The sequence below is a fragment of the Wolinella succinogenes DSM 1740 genome, from assembly GCF_000196135.1.
In the GTDB taxonomy this organism is placed as follows: Bacteria; Campylobacterota; Campylobacteria; order Campylobacterales; family Helicobacteraceae; genus Wolinella; species Wolinella succinogenes.
This window is the reverse complement of record NC_005090.1, coordinates 1,144,451-1,159,406: the sequence shown is the minus strand read 5'-3', so window position 1 is coordinate 1,159,406 and position 14,956 is coordinate 1,144,451. Positions and strand designations below refer to the sequence as shown.

12 protein-coding genes are annotated in these 14,956 nt (G+C 48.2%); 4 read left to right on the top strand and 8 right to left on the bottom strand.

Annotation, left to right across the window (positions count from 1 at the left end; genetic code table 11):
- Positions 1-54: 54 nt before the first annotated feature.
- The gene (locus WS_RS11145) at positions 55-2,109 is read left to right on the top strand and encodes a methyl-accepting chemotaxis protein (RefSeq protein WP_011139079.1); all 2,055 of its coding nucleotides are present in this window, start codon (positions 55-57) and stop codon (positions 2,107-2,109) included.
- Here WS_RS11145 and WS_RS05775 read toward each other — a convergent pair.
- Positions 2,106-2,756: a response regulator transcription factor gene (locus WS_RS05775; protein ID WP_011139078.1), complete on the bottom strand. Its 651-nt coding sequence runs from the start codon at positions 2,754-2,756 to the stop codon at positions 2,106-2,108. The two genes, WS_RS11145 and WS_RS05775, sit on opposite strands and share 4 nt — an antisense overlap.
- 67 nt (positions 2,757-2,823) lie before the next feature.
- Positions 2,824-4,617, bottom strand: coding sequence for a sensor histidine kinase (locus tag WS_RS10640; protein WP_011139077.1), 1,794 nt, complete (start codon positions 4,615-4,617; stop codon positions 2,824-2,826).
- A 128-nt stretch (positions 4,618-4,745) separates the two neighbouring features.
- Between WS_RS10640 and WS_RS10635 the strand changes: the two genes are divergently transcribed.
- Positions 4,746-6,497 carry a diguanylate cyclase domain-containing protein gene (locus WS_RS10635; protein WP_011139076.1) on the top strand — a complete coding sequence of 584 codons (1,752 nt, stop codon included), beginning with the start codon at positions 4,746-4,748 and terminating at the stop codon, positions 6,495-6,497.
- Positions 6,498-6,500: 3 nt separating this feature from the next.
- On the opposite strand, the gene WS_RS05760 is transcribed toward WS_RS10635, so the two are convergent.
- Positions 6,501-6,710, bottom strand: coding sequence for a hypothetical protein (locus tag WS_RS05760; protein ID WP_041571813.1), 210 nt, complete (start codon positions 6,708-6,710; stop codon positions 6,501-6,503).
- Between the two features lie 257 nt (positions 6,711-6,967).
- Between WS_RS05760 and gltB the strand changes: the two genes are divergently transcribed.
- Both gltB and WS_RS05750 read left to right on the top strand, forming a co-directional pair.
- Entirely contained in the window at positions 6,968-11,386 is a 4,419-nt protein-coding gene (gene gltB / locus WS_RS05755; protein ID WP_011139074.1) for a glutamate synthase large subunit, read from the top strand.
- A gap of 1 nt (position 11,387) precedes the next feature.
- Positions 11,388-12,770 (top strand): glutamate synthase subunit beta, encoded by a 1,383-nt coding sequence (locus WS_RS05750; protein WP_011139073.1) that lies wholly within the window; start codon positions 11,388-11,390, stop codon positions 12,768-12,770.
- 16 nt (positions 12,771-12,786) lie between these two features.
- Here WS_RS05750 and moaC read toward each other — a convergent pair whose 3' ends face one another.
- The 5 genes from moaC to WS_RS05725 are packed head-to-tail and all read right to left on the bottom strand — an operon-like array spanning position 12,787 to position 14,956.
- A complete protein-coding gene (moaC, locus tag WS_RS05745; protein ID WP_011139072.1) occupies positions 12,787-13,263 on the bottom strand; it encodes a cyclic pyranopterin monophosphate synthase MoaC in 477 nt (158 codons plus the stop codon).
- 12 nt (positions 13,264-13,275) lie between these two features.
- Positions 13,276-13,800, bottom strand: a complete 525-nt coding sequence (gene mog, locus WS_RS05740) for a molybdopterin adenylyltransferase (RefSeq protein ID WP_011139071.1) — start codon at positions 13,798-13,800, stop codon at positions 13,276-13,278.
- A complete protein-coding gene (mobB, locus tag WS_RS05735; protein ID WP_011139070.1) occupies positions 13,797-14,297 on the bottom strand; it encodes a molybdopterin-guanine dinucleotide biosynthesis protein B in 501 nt (166 codons plus the stop codon). The genes mog and mobB overlap by 4 nt, the downstream gene beginning before the upstream one ends.
- The gene (locus tag WS_RS05730; protein ID WP_011139069.1) at positions 14,294-14,731 is read right to left on the bottom strand and encodes a molybdopterin synthase catalytic subunit; all 438 of its coding nucleotides are present in this window, start codon (positions 14,729-14,731) and stop codon (positions 14,294-14,296) included. The genes mobB and WS_RS05730 overlap by 4 nt, the downstream gene beginning before the upstream one ends.
- Before the next feature lie 3 nt (positions 14,732-14,734).
- Complete coding sequence (locus tag WS_RS05725) at positions 14,735-14,956, bottom strand: MoaD/ThiS family protein (RefSeq protein WP_011139068.1); 222 nt, start codon at positions 14,954-14,956, stop codon at positions 14,735-14,737.

Here is a 14,956-nt window from a genome sequence, read left to right as displayed (position 1 = left end):
TCCTCTTTATAATTAAGAGTTAATATCATGACCCCACCGCACGAGGACTCATTCATGTCACTACTCAATATGCGTATCGGGAAGAAGCTCTCTCTTCTTCAAGGCGCTATCATCCTTTTCATTATGCTAGCCTTTGCCCTCTTCACAGCCTATCATATGGAAAATAGCGCAGAGAAGACCCTGCAAAGCCGTCTAAAGCAAAACGCTGCCTTGGTGGAGATGCTCATCTCCACCTCAAACAAGCAGCTCACTGTCACGGCCAATAACTACTACGAGATCTTTGAAGCCGAGCTTATCAAGTACAGCGGAGAGTTCATTCTCCATCCCCACGAGAGCAAAAATATTGGCGAAGTTAAAGTCCCCAATCTCACGCTGGATGGGGAATCACTGGTGATGAACTTCCGCTCTGTGGATCTTTTCACCCAAAAGACCAAGGCCACGGCGACCGTCTTTGCCAAGAGTGGAGATGACTTCTATCGAGTCACCACTTCGCTCAAAAAACCCGATGGAAGCCGAGCGATTGGAACTCCTCTTGGCAAAACCCACCCCGCCTATGCCAAAATCATGGCCAAAGAGAACTATGTCGGCAAAGCCCACCTCTTTGGACGCGACTACATGACCAAATACTCACCGATTCTCTCCCCCAAAGGTGAAGTGATCGGAATTCTCTATATCGGTTATGACTTCACGGATGCCCTCAAGGGAATTAAAGAGGAGCTCTCTGCAATTCAAATTGGAGAGAGCGGCTATGTCTTTGCCTTTGATCCCTCCAAAGATAGCTTTGAATTTGGACTCAAAGAAGAATCTCAAGCCAAACCAAGCTCCTTTCCCTATCTCAAAGAGCTTGCAGGCAAGAATCATGGAGTGATCGAGTATGAGGATAATGCGGGCACTCGAATCGCCTCCTATCAATTTTTCCCTGCGTGGGGCTGGATGCTCGTGGTCACCTCTTTGAAGCAAGATTTCCTCAAAGAGAGCCGAGAGGTCGAAAAGGTGCTCCTCCTCTCTGTGTTGGTGATTGTTCTTGTCCTTATGGGCTTCATCAACTTCACCGTGAGTCGCGTGGTCGTCTCTCCGCTCAATAAAATCGAGAAAGCCCTTCTAGGATTCTTCTCCTTTCTCAACCATGAAAGCTCCCACGCTCAAAAAATCGGACTCAAAGGGGCGGATGAGTTTGGAGTGATGGCGGGAGTCATTGATGAAAATATCGAGCGAATCGAGCGCAATGCCAAAATGGATGAGAACTTTTTATCTGACGTCAAGACAATAGCCACAGAGATGAAAGAGGGGAAATTCCATTGCCACATCACCCAAGAAGCCTCCAATCCCGGACTCCTTCAACTCAAAGGAATCTTCAATGAAGTGATCGAATCTATAGGCAAAAATGTCTCCAGAGATCTCAATAAACTCTACCATGTGCTTGATTCTTTCTCCACACAAAACTTCTCTATTCGTTATGAAAATGCGATGGGCAAGGTCTCTATCTCCGTGAATGAGTTAGGGGAGAAGATCGCGGCGATTCTCAAAGAGAATCTTCAAAATAGCGAGCTCCTCGACCAAAAAGCCAAACTCCTTAAAGAATCAATGCAAACCCTCTCTCAAGGCAGCAATGAACAAGCCGCTAGCCTTCAGCAGAGTGCCGCCGCTATTGAAGAGATGAGTAGCTCTATGCATAGTGTCAATGATAGAACCTCTGAGGTGATCAAACAGTCTGAAGAGATTAAAGGGGTGATTGGAATCATTAGAGACATTGCCGATCAAACCAACCTACTGGCTCTAAATGCTGCCATTGAAGCTGCAAGAGCAGGAGAGCATGGAAGAGGATTTGCAGTCGTTGCCGATGAAGTGAGAAAGCTAGCGGAGAGGACTCAGAAGTCTTTAGGAGAGATAGAGGCTAATACCAATGTTCTAGTTCAATCGATTAATGAGATGGGAGAGAGCATTAAAGAGCAAGCCCAAGGAATCACTCAGATCAATGAGGCTATTGCCCAACTTGATACCGTAACTCAACAAAATGCCAGTGTGGCGGATAAGACGGATGGGATAGCGACAGAGGTCGCCGAAATTGCCGAGAACATCATCGAAGAGGTGAAGAAGAATCGCTTCTAATCCAGCGATATCTGATACCCCACTCCTGCTACATTCCTAATAATGCCCTCGCCGATTTTTTGGCGGAGGCGTTTGATGGTCGTCCTTAGGGCATCATCAGAGGGCATATTCCCCTCCCATATACCGTCCTCCAATGCCTCTTTGGTCACCACGCGTCCAAGGTTTTGGATGAGAATATCCAGAAGCATCATCTCTTTGCGCGAAAGATGGCACTCCTCACCTTGGATATAGAGCGCTCGCTTCACCCTCTCATAGACGATTCCCTCTTTGAGGGATATCTCTTGAGTGAGGCGACCAAAGATTTTGTTGACTTTTAGCCCTAGCTCCTGAATATCAAAAGGCTTTTTGAGATAATCTTCGCATCCTCCCAAAAAGGCTTTTTCGATCGTCTGAATTCGCGAATCAGCGCTGATCATGATGATTTTAGGAGCAAAAAAGAGAGTCTTGATCGTCTCTAAAAAGGCGATTCCATTCCCATCGGGCAACATCACATCCACAATAAAGAGATTGAAATCCCGATTCTCATCGATCGCCTCTAGCGCCTCCATGATCTTTGAAAAAGCCCGAACCTCAAATCCCTGCTTTTTCAAGTAGCGCTCAATGGCCATCGAGATTCCCGGCTCATCCTCCAAAAGTAAGATTTTCATAGACACTCCTTTGCCTTGATTTAATTCAATTCCCCAAACAAACTTTATAAAAAGAGCTCTTCGCCCCCTAGCCCTTTTCCAAAGGGAAAACATAGGTGAAGGTGGTTAAAACATCTGAGGAGAGATCAATGGCGATTCCATATTCATCGCAAATCTCCTTGACAATCGAAAGCCCGATTCCATAACCCGCTTTTGATTCGGCGCCCTTAGTGTAGCGGATGAATATCGCCTCTTTGTCTTCAATCTTCTTAGCCGCATTGCTAAAGCTCAAAAAGGCGTGCGGCTCAAGCTTCACCAGCGAAACATCGATGCGACTTTGAGGGAAGCTGTGTTTGATGGCATTAGAGAGATTGTTGTCAATGAGTCGTTTGAGCTTGCCCCCATTCATCTTCACCCTGATTCCCTCTCCTTTAATATGCAAGAAAATGCTCTTCTCATTCGCCTGAATCACGATACGAAAAAACTCAATTCTCTCGCGTAAAACTTCGCCCAAATCAAAGACCTCTTCCCCCTCTCCCTCTTTGGCCTCTTTGTCCAAAAGATAGCTCAAATCCCCATAAACATGCTGGAGCGATCGAATTCCTGATTTGATATGGAGCAGATATTCATTCTCTCCCACCTCAAGTTCAAGCAATCCTACATTCAGGAGAATCACTGAAAGGGGCGTATTGATGTCATGGATTGAATCCTTGATAAATTGATCTTGGCTATCAAGAAGCATTTTGGAAAACTCATTCTCTTTTTGCAACTCTTCAAGGAGGCGATTGTGCGTCTCCAAAAGAGTCACAAACTCTTTGGCTTTTCCCGCTAGAGAGAGAGGAATAGGATCTTTATCATGCATCCTTTGGGCAATTCTCTCGATAGGAAGAAGGAGCCAGCTCTGAAAAAGCCAGTAGAAAAGGATGCCAAAAACCCCCATCCCTAGCCAGAAAAATCCATTCACAAACCATGCGTAGCCATCGTGGGTGAAGTAGTGCTTCCTGTCCACTCCCATCGCCAAGAGAAGATCAACATCCCCTTCCCTCATGGAGAATCGCTTGCGCTGCAAATAGAGCTCCTCCTCTTGACTTGAGCGATACCAGACCGATTCCTCAAGAGGAATATCCAAAGCACGATCTGAAAGCTCTTTGGCCAGATCAAGAGCCCTTTGATGATCAACTTTCTCAGGACTCTTCAGATCAAAATAGGCCAAATGTTCTAAACCCGTTGCATCTTGATAGCGCACATGATAGAAAAGATTCTTGATAGTGGTGCGTTTTTGGAAGTTGTAGAGGATGTGATTGGCATAAAAAAGGACATTGGCGACCTCTCTATCCATAGAGGGGTAATCCGCGCGAATCACTAAAAAGCACCGATTCTTCGCATCGTATCGATAGGTAAAGCCCGTGAGAACCTTCCTTTGCGCATCATATCGAGGAAGCGCTCCGAGGGTTGCGCTTTGGGGGTGTGCTTGGGCATGAAGCATCTTTTTGAAAATATTTAATCTAAGCAAGATAGCCCTAGGATCGGTGCTATCAGAGACCTGCAAAGAATCAAGGTCAATGAGGAAAAATTCGGGATTCTCCCAGCCTAGATTTTTGGCTCTGTTTTTAAGGGAGTGCAGCGGCTCACCCAAAAGATAGGCGCTCCAAAGAGACTCAAACATCTTCTCTCGCCTCTCTTTGTGCGCCTCTTCAACCTTTAAGAGTCCAAGCGCCATGAGCATCGCCTCACTCCCAAGAAAATTCCCTGCTAGAGCGATATTTCTTTCAAAGAGCTCCTCTTTGAGATGGACATAAATCCACCCCTTCATCAGTTCAAAAACCACGACGAAAAGGACAAAAAGAAGTGTGAAAAGTAGAAAGCGCGTCCTTAATAACACACAAAACCCCTTGGTGTAGGAACAAATTATACTATAAAAATGGAAGCGTTTCCCAAGAATTGATTCTCTTGTGATACAATGCGCCAAAGTTTGAAAAAAGTTTACCTTTTATCATGGAGGAGAAGGCGATGCAACCCCCATCCACTCAAAAGATATCCTCTCTCGCCTTTAGAGCCTCGTTCATTTCGGCACTGGTGATCTTTCTCTCTTTGGGCGCCCTTTGGGGGCTTATCAGCTGGGCCCACTGGAATCAAGAGATCAAAGAGATCGAGGAGCGATACCTCCGCGCTCAAAAAGAGATTATCTCCCAAGCCATGCAACAAGCCATAGGAATCATCGAGCATCAACGCTCTGAAGGAGTCTCACAAGAGAGCGTTTTGGAGCTTCTTCACGCCATGGGCAATATTCGAGATGAAAATGGTTACATTTTTGTGGTCGATTCTAAAGGTGACATCCTCATGGGAGTGGAGGGGATCTATGGCGCCACCCCTCCTAATACCAACGAGATTATTTTAAGCGGAGGCAACACCCTCCATGATCTCTTTGAGGACGCTCTCTCTACAAATCCAAAGGGAGCCTTTGTGCAATACTTTTGGAACAAAAGAGGCGAGAGCCTACCCACGCCTAAAATCTCCTATATCACCCCCTATGAACCATGGTCATGGATCATAGGGAGTGGAATCCATGTGGATGATTTAGAGCACCACATCAAACAGAAACGCCAAGAGAGGTTAGAGAAACTTCAAGAGGAGCTCCTTCGCTTCATTCTCCTCTCGCTAATTCTTTTTGGATTTATCGTGCTCTTCTCTCGATTCTTGCAAAAAAAGAGCGACAAAGAGATATTCACTCTCCTAGAAGAGCTCAAAGGACTTGCCAGAGAGCACAAAGAGATCAACCTCTCCAAGATCGAATTTGAAGAACTCAAAGAGCTTGCAAGTCTAATCAACCAAATGATGCGCTTAGAGATTGAGGGGCGGAGAAGAGAAGAGGGGCTCAACGCTACCTTAAAACGCTATCTTGGAATTATCGACAAGTATGTCATCGCCTCTTCGACCGACCTAGAAGGAAGAATCACCAATGCAAGCGAGGCTTTTTGCCAAATCTCTGGCTACAGCAAAGAGGAGCTCCTAGGTCAGCCCCACTCCATCATTCGCCATCCCGACACTCCCGACTCTCTTTTTCAAGAGCTTTGGGGAACGATCTCGCAAGATAAACCTTGGCATGGTGAGATCAAAAATCGAAAGAAAAATGGAGATTTTTACTGGGTAGAGATGAATATCGAAATACTCCGAGATGCCAAAGGTGAAAAGATCGGCTACACCGCTATCCGCCAAGATATCACCGACAAAAAAAGAATCGAGGAGCTTAGCATCACCGATGATATGACCAAGCTCTACAATCGTCGATTCTTCAATCAAACCATTGGAAAGGAGCTTCGACGAGCCTCTCGCGGTGGATGGCCTATTCATTTGGCGATTTTGGATATTGATCGATTCAAACAATACAACGACCGCTACGGGCATCAAGCAGGAGATATGGCGCTCATCACCGTGGCTAGAGTGATGAAAGAATCGCTCCATCGAAGCGGAGACTACGCCTTTAGAATGGGAGGCGAAGAGTTTGGGATTCTTCTTAGTGCCATCCCCTCCAAAGAGGCATTTACCCTGTTAGACTCGATTCGAGTGCGCATCGAATCACTTAAGATTCCCCATGAAGGGAATCAATCCTCCTCCTATCTCACCATCTCTTTTGGGCTCTTCACCTGCCCCAACGCCCTCCAGTGCACTCCAGACCTCATGTATAAAATGGCCGACCAAGCCCTCTATGAAGCCAAAGAATCGGGTAGGAATAAAGGCGTGATCTCTCCTCTTCCTCTATAGGGCTTAAATCCCTCTCTTCTTGGAGGCAAAAGCGTTTTTAGGCGCCTCCCTGAAGGAGCGTTTAAGACGATCTTCTACGGGAGTCTCTTGGGGAGTGAAAGTGGCTTTTCCATAGAGTATGCATCCCTTCTCCCCTGGGCTACAGGGTTTAAAAGAGCGACGCTCGCACCTATCCCCTGTCATATATGAACAAGACCATCCCGCTATGCCCATTTTTGCTCCTTTTTTAGGCTTTTGGTCTAGATTTTATCCTGCTTTGGAGAAAAAAAGCTTAAAATCGTGAGATTTTTCTTTTTTTGTGATTAAAAAATAGTCAGTTTTTTCTCGGGAAAAAATGACGAACAGGTTACAATTTTGTCCAAAAACCTCGAGTTCATGGGCATTAAGGGGGTTTAGCGGTCTAGGGGCTTGACTCTTAGGATTTTTCTCTCGGTTTGCAGCCGAATTGAGTTTGCCATAAAGGATTTTCGTTGGATCTGTTGCATAGTTTTAGGGATAACTGCGGCTTTGGATTGTTGGCCAACATCAAGAATCGCTCTTCGCACGATACGCTGGTCTCAGCGATCACGGCACTAGAGCGTATGATGCACCGAGGAGCGATTGCCGCGGATGGAAAGAGTGGAGATGGAAGCGGGCTTTTGCTCTCCATGCCAGAGAAGTTCATGCACAAGGTTGCCCATCAAGAAGGGGTCTCCCTTCCCCAACAATACGCGGTAGCCATGCTCTTTATCAAGGAGGAATCGCACAAAGAGCGTTTCAAGGAGCTTTGCGCCAAAAACGATCTCAAAGTGCTTCTCTTCCGCGAAGTTCCCGTGGACACGGAAGCGCTTGGCACACTAGCCCTAGAGACGCTCCCTGTGATTATTCAGGCGTTTGTGGCTCCCGCCTCCCTCATCGCCACCAAGCGATTTGAAGCGCTCCTCTATCTAGCGCGAAAAGAGATTGAGCACGCCCTCAAAGAGGATCCCGACTTCTACATCGCCTCTTTCTCCAGCAAGACCATCTCCTACAAGGGCTTGGTGATGCCCACCTATATTCGCGCCTTCTTTGAAGATTTGCGCGATCCCGATTTTGAAATCTCCTTTGCCCTCTTCCACCAGCGATTTTCCACCAATACCCTCCCCAAATGGCGTCTTGCTCAACCCTTCAGAACCATTGCGCACAATGGCGAAATCAACTCCGTAGAGGCCAACCGCTACAACGCCTTGGCCAAAACCGAAGCGGTGGCGAGCCAAATCTTCACCCGAGAGGAGATGGACCGTATTCTCCCCTTGCTAGAGAGGGGCGTGAGCGATAGCGCGAGCCTTGATAATATGTTTGAGTTCCTCATCGCCAATGGCACAGACTTTTTCAAAGCAGCGCGCTCCCTCATCCCTGCCCCATGGCAAAATTCCCCCCACATGGATTCCAAACTCCGTGCTTTTTATGAGTACACCAGCGGAAGATTTGAAGCATGGGATGGTCCTGCGGCGGTTTCCCTCACGGATGGTCGCTACATCGGCTGTATCTTGGATCGAAACGGTCTGCGCCCCGCCAAATATGTCATCACCAAAGAGGATCAGATCATCATCTCTAGCGAATATGGCGTGATGGATATTGCTCCTGAGAAAGTGCTAGAGAGAGGGAGACTCCAAAGCGGTGAGATGATCGGGGTGGACCTCAAAAGCGGTCGAATCTTTAAAAATGAAGATATTAATGACTACCTCAAAGATTCCAATCCCTACATGGAGTGGCTCAATGAGAATCTCATCTATCTCCAAGAGCATATGGATTCTACATTTGTAGATTTCAGTGACTACGCTAGAGAGGATCTGCGAGAAAAGCAACGCTACTTCAACATCACACACGAGGTGATCGAGCAGGTCATTGAGCCCATGAGCAAGGATGGCAAAGAGGCAGTAGGAAGCATGGGAGATGATACGCCTCTAGCGGCTTTTTCTAAAGAACAACGCCCCTTTAGCGACTTCTTCCGCCAAAAATTCGCTCAAGTCACCAATCCCCCTATTGATCCCTATCGCGAAAAAGTCGTGATGAGTCTCAACACAGGTTTTGGTGCGATTCCCAATATCCTCAAAGAGGATCCCAGCTACAAGCGCCTCAAAACCGTCTCCCCTATTCTTATGAAGGAGAATTTCGAGGTGCTTTTAGCCCATGGCGACCAAGAGAAGCCTCACTATAAAGAGTGCTTCCACAATCGCTTCTTCCCCACCCTTTTTAAAGGGGATCTCAAAAACTCCCTCGAAACCTTGGTGCAAAAAATCATTCAAAGCGTCAAAGAAGAGGGAATCAAGATCGTGATTCTTGATGATCGAGGAGTGGATGCAAATCATCAAAGTATCCCCATGGCGATGCTTATTGGCCGATTGAATCAAGCCCTCCTAGAGGCAAAGGTGCGCTCTCAAGTCTCCATCGTCGCGGTGAGCGGTGAGGTTTATGATTCTCACTCCGCAGCGATTCTAATCGCCTATGGAGCCAATGCGATCTATCCCTACATGCTCTACTCCACCGTTTATGGGCTTGCCAAAGAGAAAGAGAAGAGCAACGCCGAAATCAAGCAACAGCTCCGCGACACACGAAGCGCAATGAATGCAGGGATTCTTAAAATCATGTCCAAGATGGGTATCTCCACCGTTGCCTCCTATCGCAACTCCGCCCTTTTTGATGTGATTGGGCTCTCGCGCGAGATTCTCAAAGATTGTTTCAGCGATTCCCATGGCGCCCTCTTTGGTCTTGGCTACAAAGAGATCGAAGCGCGTATCCAAAAAGCCCACCATCATGCCTTTTTTGAGGACAAAAACGATCTCTTTCCTATCCGAGTGGGCGGCTTCTACAAATATGTCCATGGTGATGAGTATCACGACTTTAGACCCGATATCATCTTTGGAATCCACAAAGTCTCGCTCACGGGCAAAAAAGAGGATTTCCTGGAGTTAAAAAAAGGAATCGATGGGCGTGACAAGAAGTTCATTCGAGACTTTTTTGAGATCAAGACGGACAAAAAACCCCTCCCCTTAGAAAAAATCGAATCCAAAGAATCGATCTTCAAGCGATTTGACACTGCTGCCATGAGTCTTGGCTCTATCTCTCCTGAGGCTCACGAGACGCTTGCAGAGGTGATGAATGAGCTAGGGGGGCGCTCCAACTCTGGTGAGGGAGGCGAGAAAGAGGAGCGCAGCCGAGGACCTAAAAACTCCAAAATCAAACAGATCGCCTCAGGTCGTTTTGGCGTCACCCCTTTCTACCTCCGAAGCGCTGAGGAGATTCAGATCAAGGTTGCCCAAGGAGCCAAACCCGGCGAGGGCGGTCAGCTCCCCGGCAACAAAGTGACTCCACTCATTGCTGAGCTTCGTTACACGATTCCTGGGGTCACGCTCATCTCCCCACCCCCCCATCACGATATTTACAGTATCGAGGATTTGGCTCAGCTCATCTTTGACCTCAAGCAGATCAACCCTGAGGCCAAAATCTGCGTCAAACTCGTCTCCACTCTGGGTGTAGGCACGATCGCCGCGGGCGTGGCTAAAGCCTATGCGGATAAAATCATCATCTCTGGATGCGATGGCGGGACGGGAGCTGCGCCCCTTAGCTCTATCAAGTTTGCAGGGAATCCTTGGGAGCTTGGGCTCTCTGAAGCCCACAATGCCCTCAAGGTGAATCACTTGCGTGAATTTGTCCACCTCCAAACCGATGGCGGACTCAAAACAGGTCTAGATGTAGTGAAAGCCGCTCTGCTTGGAGCCGAATCGTTTGCCTTTGGGACCTCAATGCTCGCTGTGCTTGGATGCAAAATGCTCCGTGTCTGCCACCAAAACCGATGCACCGTGGGAATCGCCACTCAAGAGGCGCGCCTAAGAGAGCATTTTGTCGGAACCAAAGAGCGACTCAAAAACTATTTCACGCTTCTAGCCGAAGATGTTCGAGAGATTCTTGCCAAGATGGGCTATAGCACGATTGAAGAGATCGTGGGGCGGAGCGATCTACTCCAAGTGATTGATGATGAGATGGCCAAAAAATTTGACTTCTCTTCGATTCTTTTGCGACTTGAAGGGGGAAATATTTGCAAAAAGCCCTCCAATGAGCCTTTTGATAAAAATGAGTTTGAGACAAACATCCTCGCTGAGGTCTATGACACCATCAAAAATGATAAAAACAAGATTGTCCTAGAGAAGACCATCTGCAACACCAACCGAAGCTTTGGCGCCAAAATCTCTGGCGAGATCGCCAAATATTATGGCAACAAGGGGCTAAGTGATGGCGCCATCAAAATTCATCTCGAAGGGGTTGCGGGTCAAAGCTTTGGCGCCTTCCTCATCCATGGAGTCTCGCTCTACCTCACAGGGGCGGCAAATGACTATGTGGGCAAAGGGATGCATGGCGGCAAAATCGTCATCACACCCGAAATCAAGCGAAACAAAATCGCCTGCGCGGGCAACACCTGTCTTTATGGTGCCACGGGCGGCAAGCTCTTTGTCGCGGGTGAAGTGGGTGAGCGCTTTGGAGTGAGAAACTCTGGCGCTTTGGCGATCGTGGAAGGCACAGGGGATCATGCCTGCGAATACATGACGGGAGGCGTCGTGGTGATTCTAGGCGAGACAGGAATCAACTTTGGCGCGGGAATGACGGGAGGAATCGCTTTTGTTTATGACAAAAAGCATGATTTCATCGACCATGTCAACCAAGAGCTGATCGAAATCAAACGAATCGACACCGATGAGCTAGATGAGGCGCGCCACTACCTCAAAAAGCTCCTCAAACAGCACATCAACGAGACGGGCAGCGAAAAGGCGAAAAATATTCTTGCTTACTTCCGCGATGAGGTGCGAAACTTCTGGATCGTCTTGCCCAAAAACATGAAAAAAGCCCCTTTGAACCCTGAGGATGGAGATTAAGATGCAAAATTTTTTACAAGTTGAACGAAGCAACCCTAAAAAGCGCCAAGCCCTAGAGCGAGTCAAAGACTATAGCGAGATTTACCAGCCCTACTCAAGCGATGAGGCGACCCCTCAGGCGAGTCGATGCGTGCAGTGCGGTGACCCCTATTGTCACAATAAATGCCCACTCCACAACTTCATCCCTCAGTGGCTCAAAAAGGTCTCCGAAAAGGATTTTCGCCTCGCCTTTGAGCTCTCTCATGCCACTTCGCCCTTCCCTGAAATCATGGGGCGTGTCTGTCCTCAAGATCGCCTCTGCGAGGGGGATTGCACTCTTAATGATGGCTATGGGGCAATCACTATTGGCGCGATTGAAACTTTCATCAGTGAAAAGGGGATGGAGCTTGGCTACAAGCCAAAGTTTGCCACTAAAAGCGTTGGTAAAAGCGTGGCTATCGTGGGTTCAGGCCCAGCAGGACTCTCAGCAGCAACCTTCTTGCTTCGAGAAGGTTTCAAAGTGGAGCTCTTTGAGCGCCAAGATCGTGCGGGTGGGCTCCTCACCTATGGAATCCCAGGCTTCAAACTCGAAAAAAGCGTCATAGAGAGACGACTTGATCAGCTCACCCAAGCAGGACTAAAACTCCATCTTGGTAAAGAGATTGGCAAGGAGATGTCTTTTGAGAAGCTTCTTAAAGGCTTTGATGCTATCTTCTTGGGGATTGGCGCAACCGCCCCTAAAAAGGCAAGGATTTCCGGAGAAGAGGCGGAGGGCTGTTATAGCGCTATTGATTTTCTCACGGCGATTCAAAAGCGAAACTTTGGAGTTGAATCCTCCATCCTTTTGCCCGAACTCAAGGGCAAAAGCGTGGTCGTGGTTGGCGGAGGGGACACAGCGATGGATTGTGTGCGAACCGCCATTAGAGAGGGAGCCGAGGAGGTGAAGATTCTCTATCGCCGCGATGAAAATAATATGCCCGGAAGCCACAAAGAGTATGTGAACGCCAAAGAGGAGGGGGTAGAATTTGAATTTTTTGCCGCCCCCAAGCAGGTGATTCTCCGCGAGGGCAAAGCTACTGGAATCGAATCGTACCGAACCGAACTTTGCGATATGGACGAGAAGGGACGACAAAAGTGTGTGGTCGTGGAGGGAAGCGAGTTTGTCGTGGAAGCGGATGTGATTATCTTCTCTCTAGGCTTTGATCCTGCTAGACCCTCTTTTTTAGAGCAGCACCAAATCGCACTGCACCCTTGGGGAGGAATCATCGTGGATAATTCTTATGAGACTTCCCTTCCCAATGTCTTTGCAGGAGGGGATTGCTATCGAGGCGCTGATCTTGTAGTCAATGCTGCGCTTGATGGTCGAGAGGCCGCCAAAGCAATCATCAAAAAGCTTCTAGGCTAACCTAGAGGCTCCCCTCTTAGCGGGCGTTTTTGAAATGCCCGCTCTTACCGCCCTCTTTTTCTACGAGATAAATTTCACTCATCACCATACTCTTATCAATCGCTTTCACCATATCATAAATCGTTAAAAGGCCGATAGAAACGCCCGTGAGCGCCTCCATTTCAACGCCTGTTTTGCCTTCGACCTTGGCCGTGACCGTGAGGGTAAAGGAGTGGTTGGCGGGATTCTCTTCGATCACACACCCCACTGAGCTCAAAAAGAGTGGGTGGCACATAGGAATAAGATCGCTCGTCTTTTTGGCTCCCATGATAGCTGCCACAATGGCTGTTTGGAGCACCGGACCTTTTTTATTGGTCTGGGAGATGACGCTCTCATAGGCTTCTTGACTCATTGTAATGGTCCCTTTGGCTACCGCCACGCGTTTGGTTTCGCTCTTATTGGAAACATCGACCATATTGGGATTGTGATTGGCATCTAGATGGGTGAGCTCCATGAAAATCCTTGATTATTTTTTGGGTCTAAAGGCTTGAATAACCTCTTCGTTGGTCTCTATGTAGGGCCCCTCAATGAGATCAACACAGTAGGGAATCGCAGGGAAGACGGCATCTAAGCACTCTCTAATGGACTTGGGCTTGCCTGGGAGATTGAGGATGAGACTCTTCCCCCTAATACCCGCGGTCTGCCTTGAGAGGATTGCCGTGGGAACATATTTGAGGCTCTCTTGGCGCATAAGCTCGCCAAATCCGGGAAGCATCTTCTCGCAAACCGCTTCGGTCGCCTCAGGCGTGACATCTCTAAGTGCAGGGCCTGTGCCACCCGTGGTCACCACCAAGGCGCACCCCTCTTGGTCGCAAAGCTCAATCATCGTCTGCTCTATCACCTTTTGCTCATCAGGAATAAGGCGATAGAGGGGTTTCCACTCGCTTTTGAGATACTCTTTAAGGGTCGATTCGATGGCTTTGCCCGAAATATCTTCGTAGATTCCTGCACTCGCACGGTCTGAAGTCGTGATGATTCCTATTTTAATCATTGCATCTCCTTAATGGGTAGAGCGTTTTGGTCAATCCAAGCCAAAATCTCTAGAGGCTCATTGAGGTTTAGAATATCGATTCCTTGGGGAATGAGCTTTTTATTGATGGTGTGATCGACTGCAACCGCCTTGATATAGGGGAAAAATCGCTCCTCCACCTCTTCGCGCATCACCGCGATTCTAGGGAGAGGGATCTCTTTGAGCCCCTCCACAAAAAGGTAATCCACCTCGCCAAAACTGGCGGCGATATTTTTGATAGAGCGTGATTCTTGAAGCATAATCGTGGTTTTCACGCTAGAGACGACCGCCACGCTCGCACCTGCTTGGTAGAAGCGGTAGCTATCCTTCCCCTCAGTGTCAAATCGTGCTTTATCCTTGGGGTCGTGCTTGATGATGGCGACTTTGTGCGTGAAGGCGAGCTCTTTGGCGAGCTTCTCGATGAGCGTGGTTTTGCCGCTATTGGAGCGCCCCGTGAAGGCACAGGCGAGATTCTTCATGCAAGAAGCCCGCTTCCCTCAATCTTGTGACTGCGTGCTCTAGCGTAGATTCTCTCCCCTTCTTTGAGGTCATACTTCCAGATGGGAGCATTGGCTTTAAAATCTTCCACAAATTGCTCAATCATCTCTAGCGCCACGCGGCGTTTGGGCGAGAGAATCGCCGCAGCAAAAGAGCTCTCATGATTGGGGACATCACCTATGGAGTGCGCCATGCAAAAAAGCGCTCCTTGGGCTTTGGCCTTCTCCTGCCATCTCTCAAACCATGCCCGAAGAATAGGCTCATAGAGATCAAAGCTCAATCCGCTAATCCCCTCCTCATCTCTCACTACGCCCGTGAACATCAAACAAGCCCCAAAGTTGCGCTTGCTGGCGATGATATGCCACCTGTCATAGAGCGCTTTAGTGTCAAGACTCCCCGAAAAAAGCTCTAACATCGCTCACCCTCCACACACAGGAGGCAAAAGCGAAACCCTATCGCCTGAGCGAAGCGCCACCTCTAAAGAATTCACGATCGTATCATTCACGGCTACCGCGCAATCCTCCAACCAGCTAGAGAGCTCTTGATCCTTTTTGAGCACCTCCTTGAGCTCTTTGAGGGAACTCACCTCAAGCTCCATATCGGCCTTGCCAATGGGGCCTAAAAATTCTACTTTCACCAT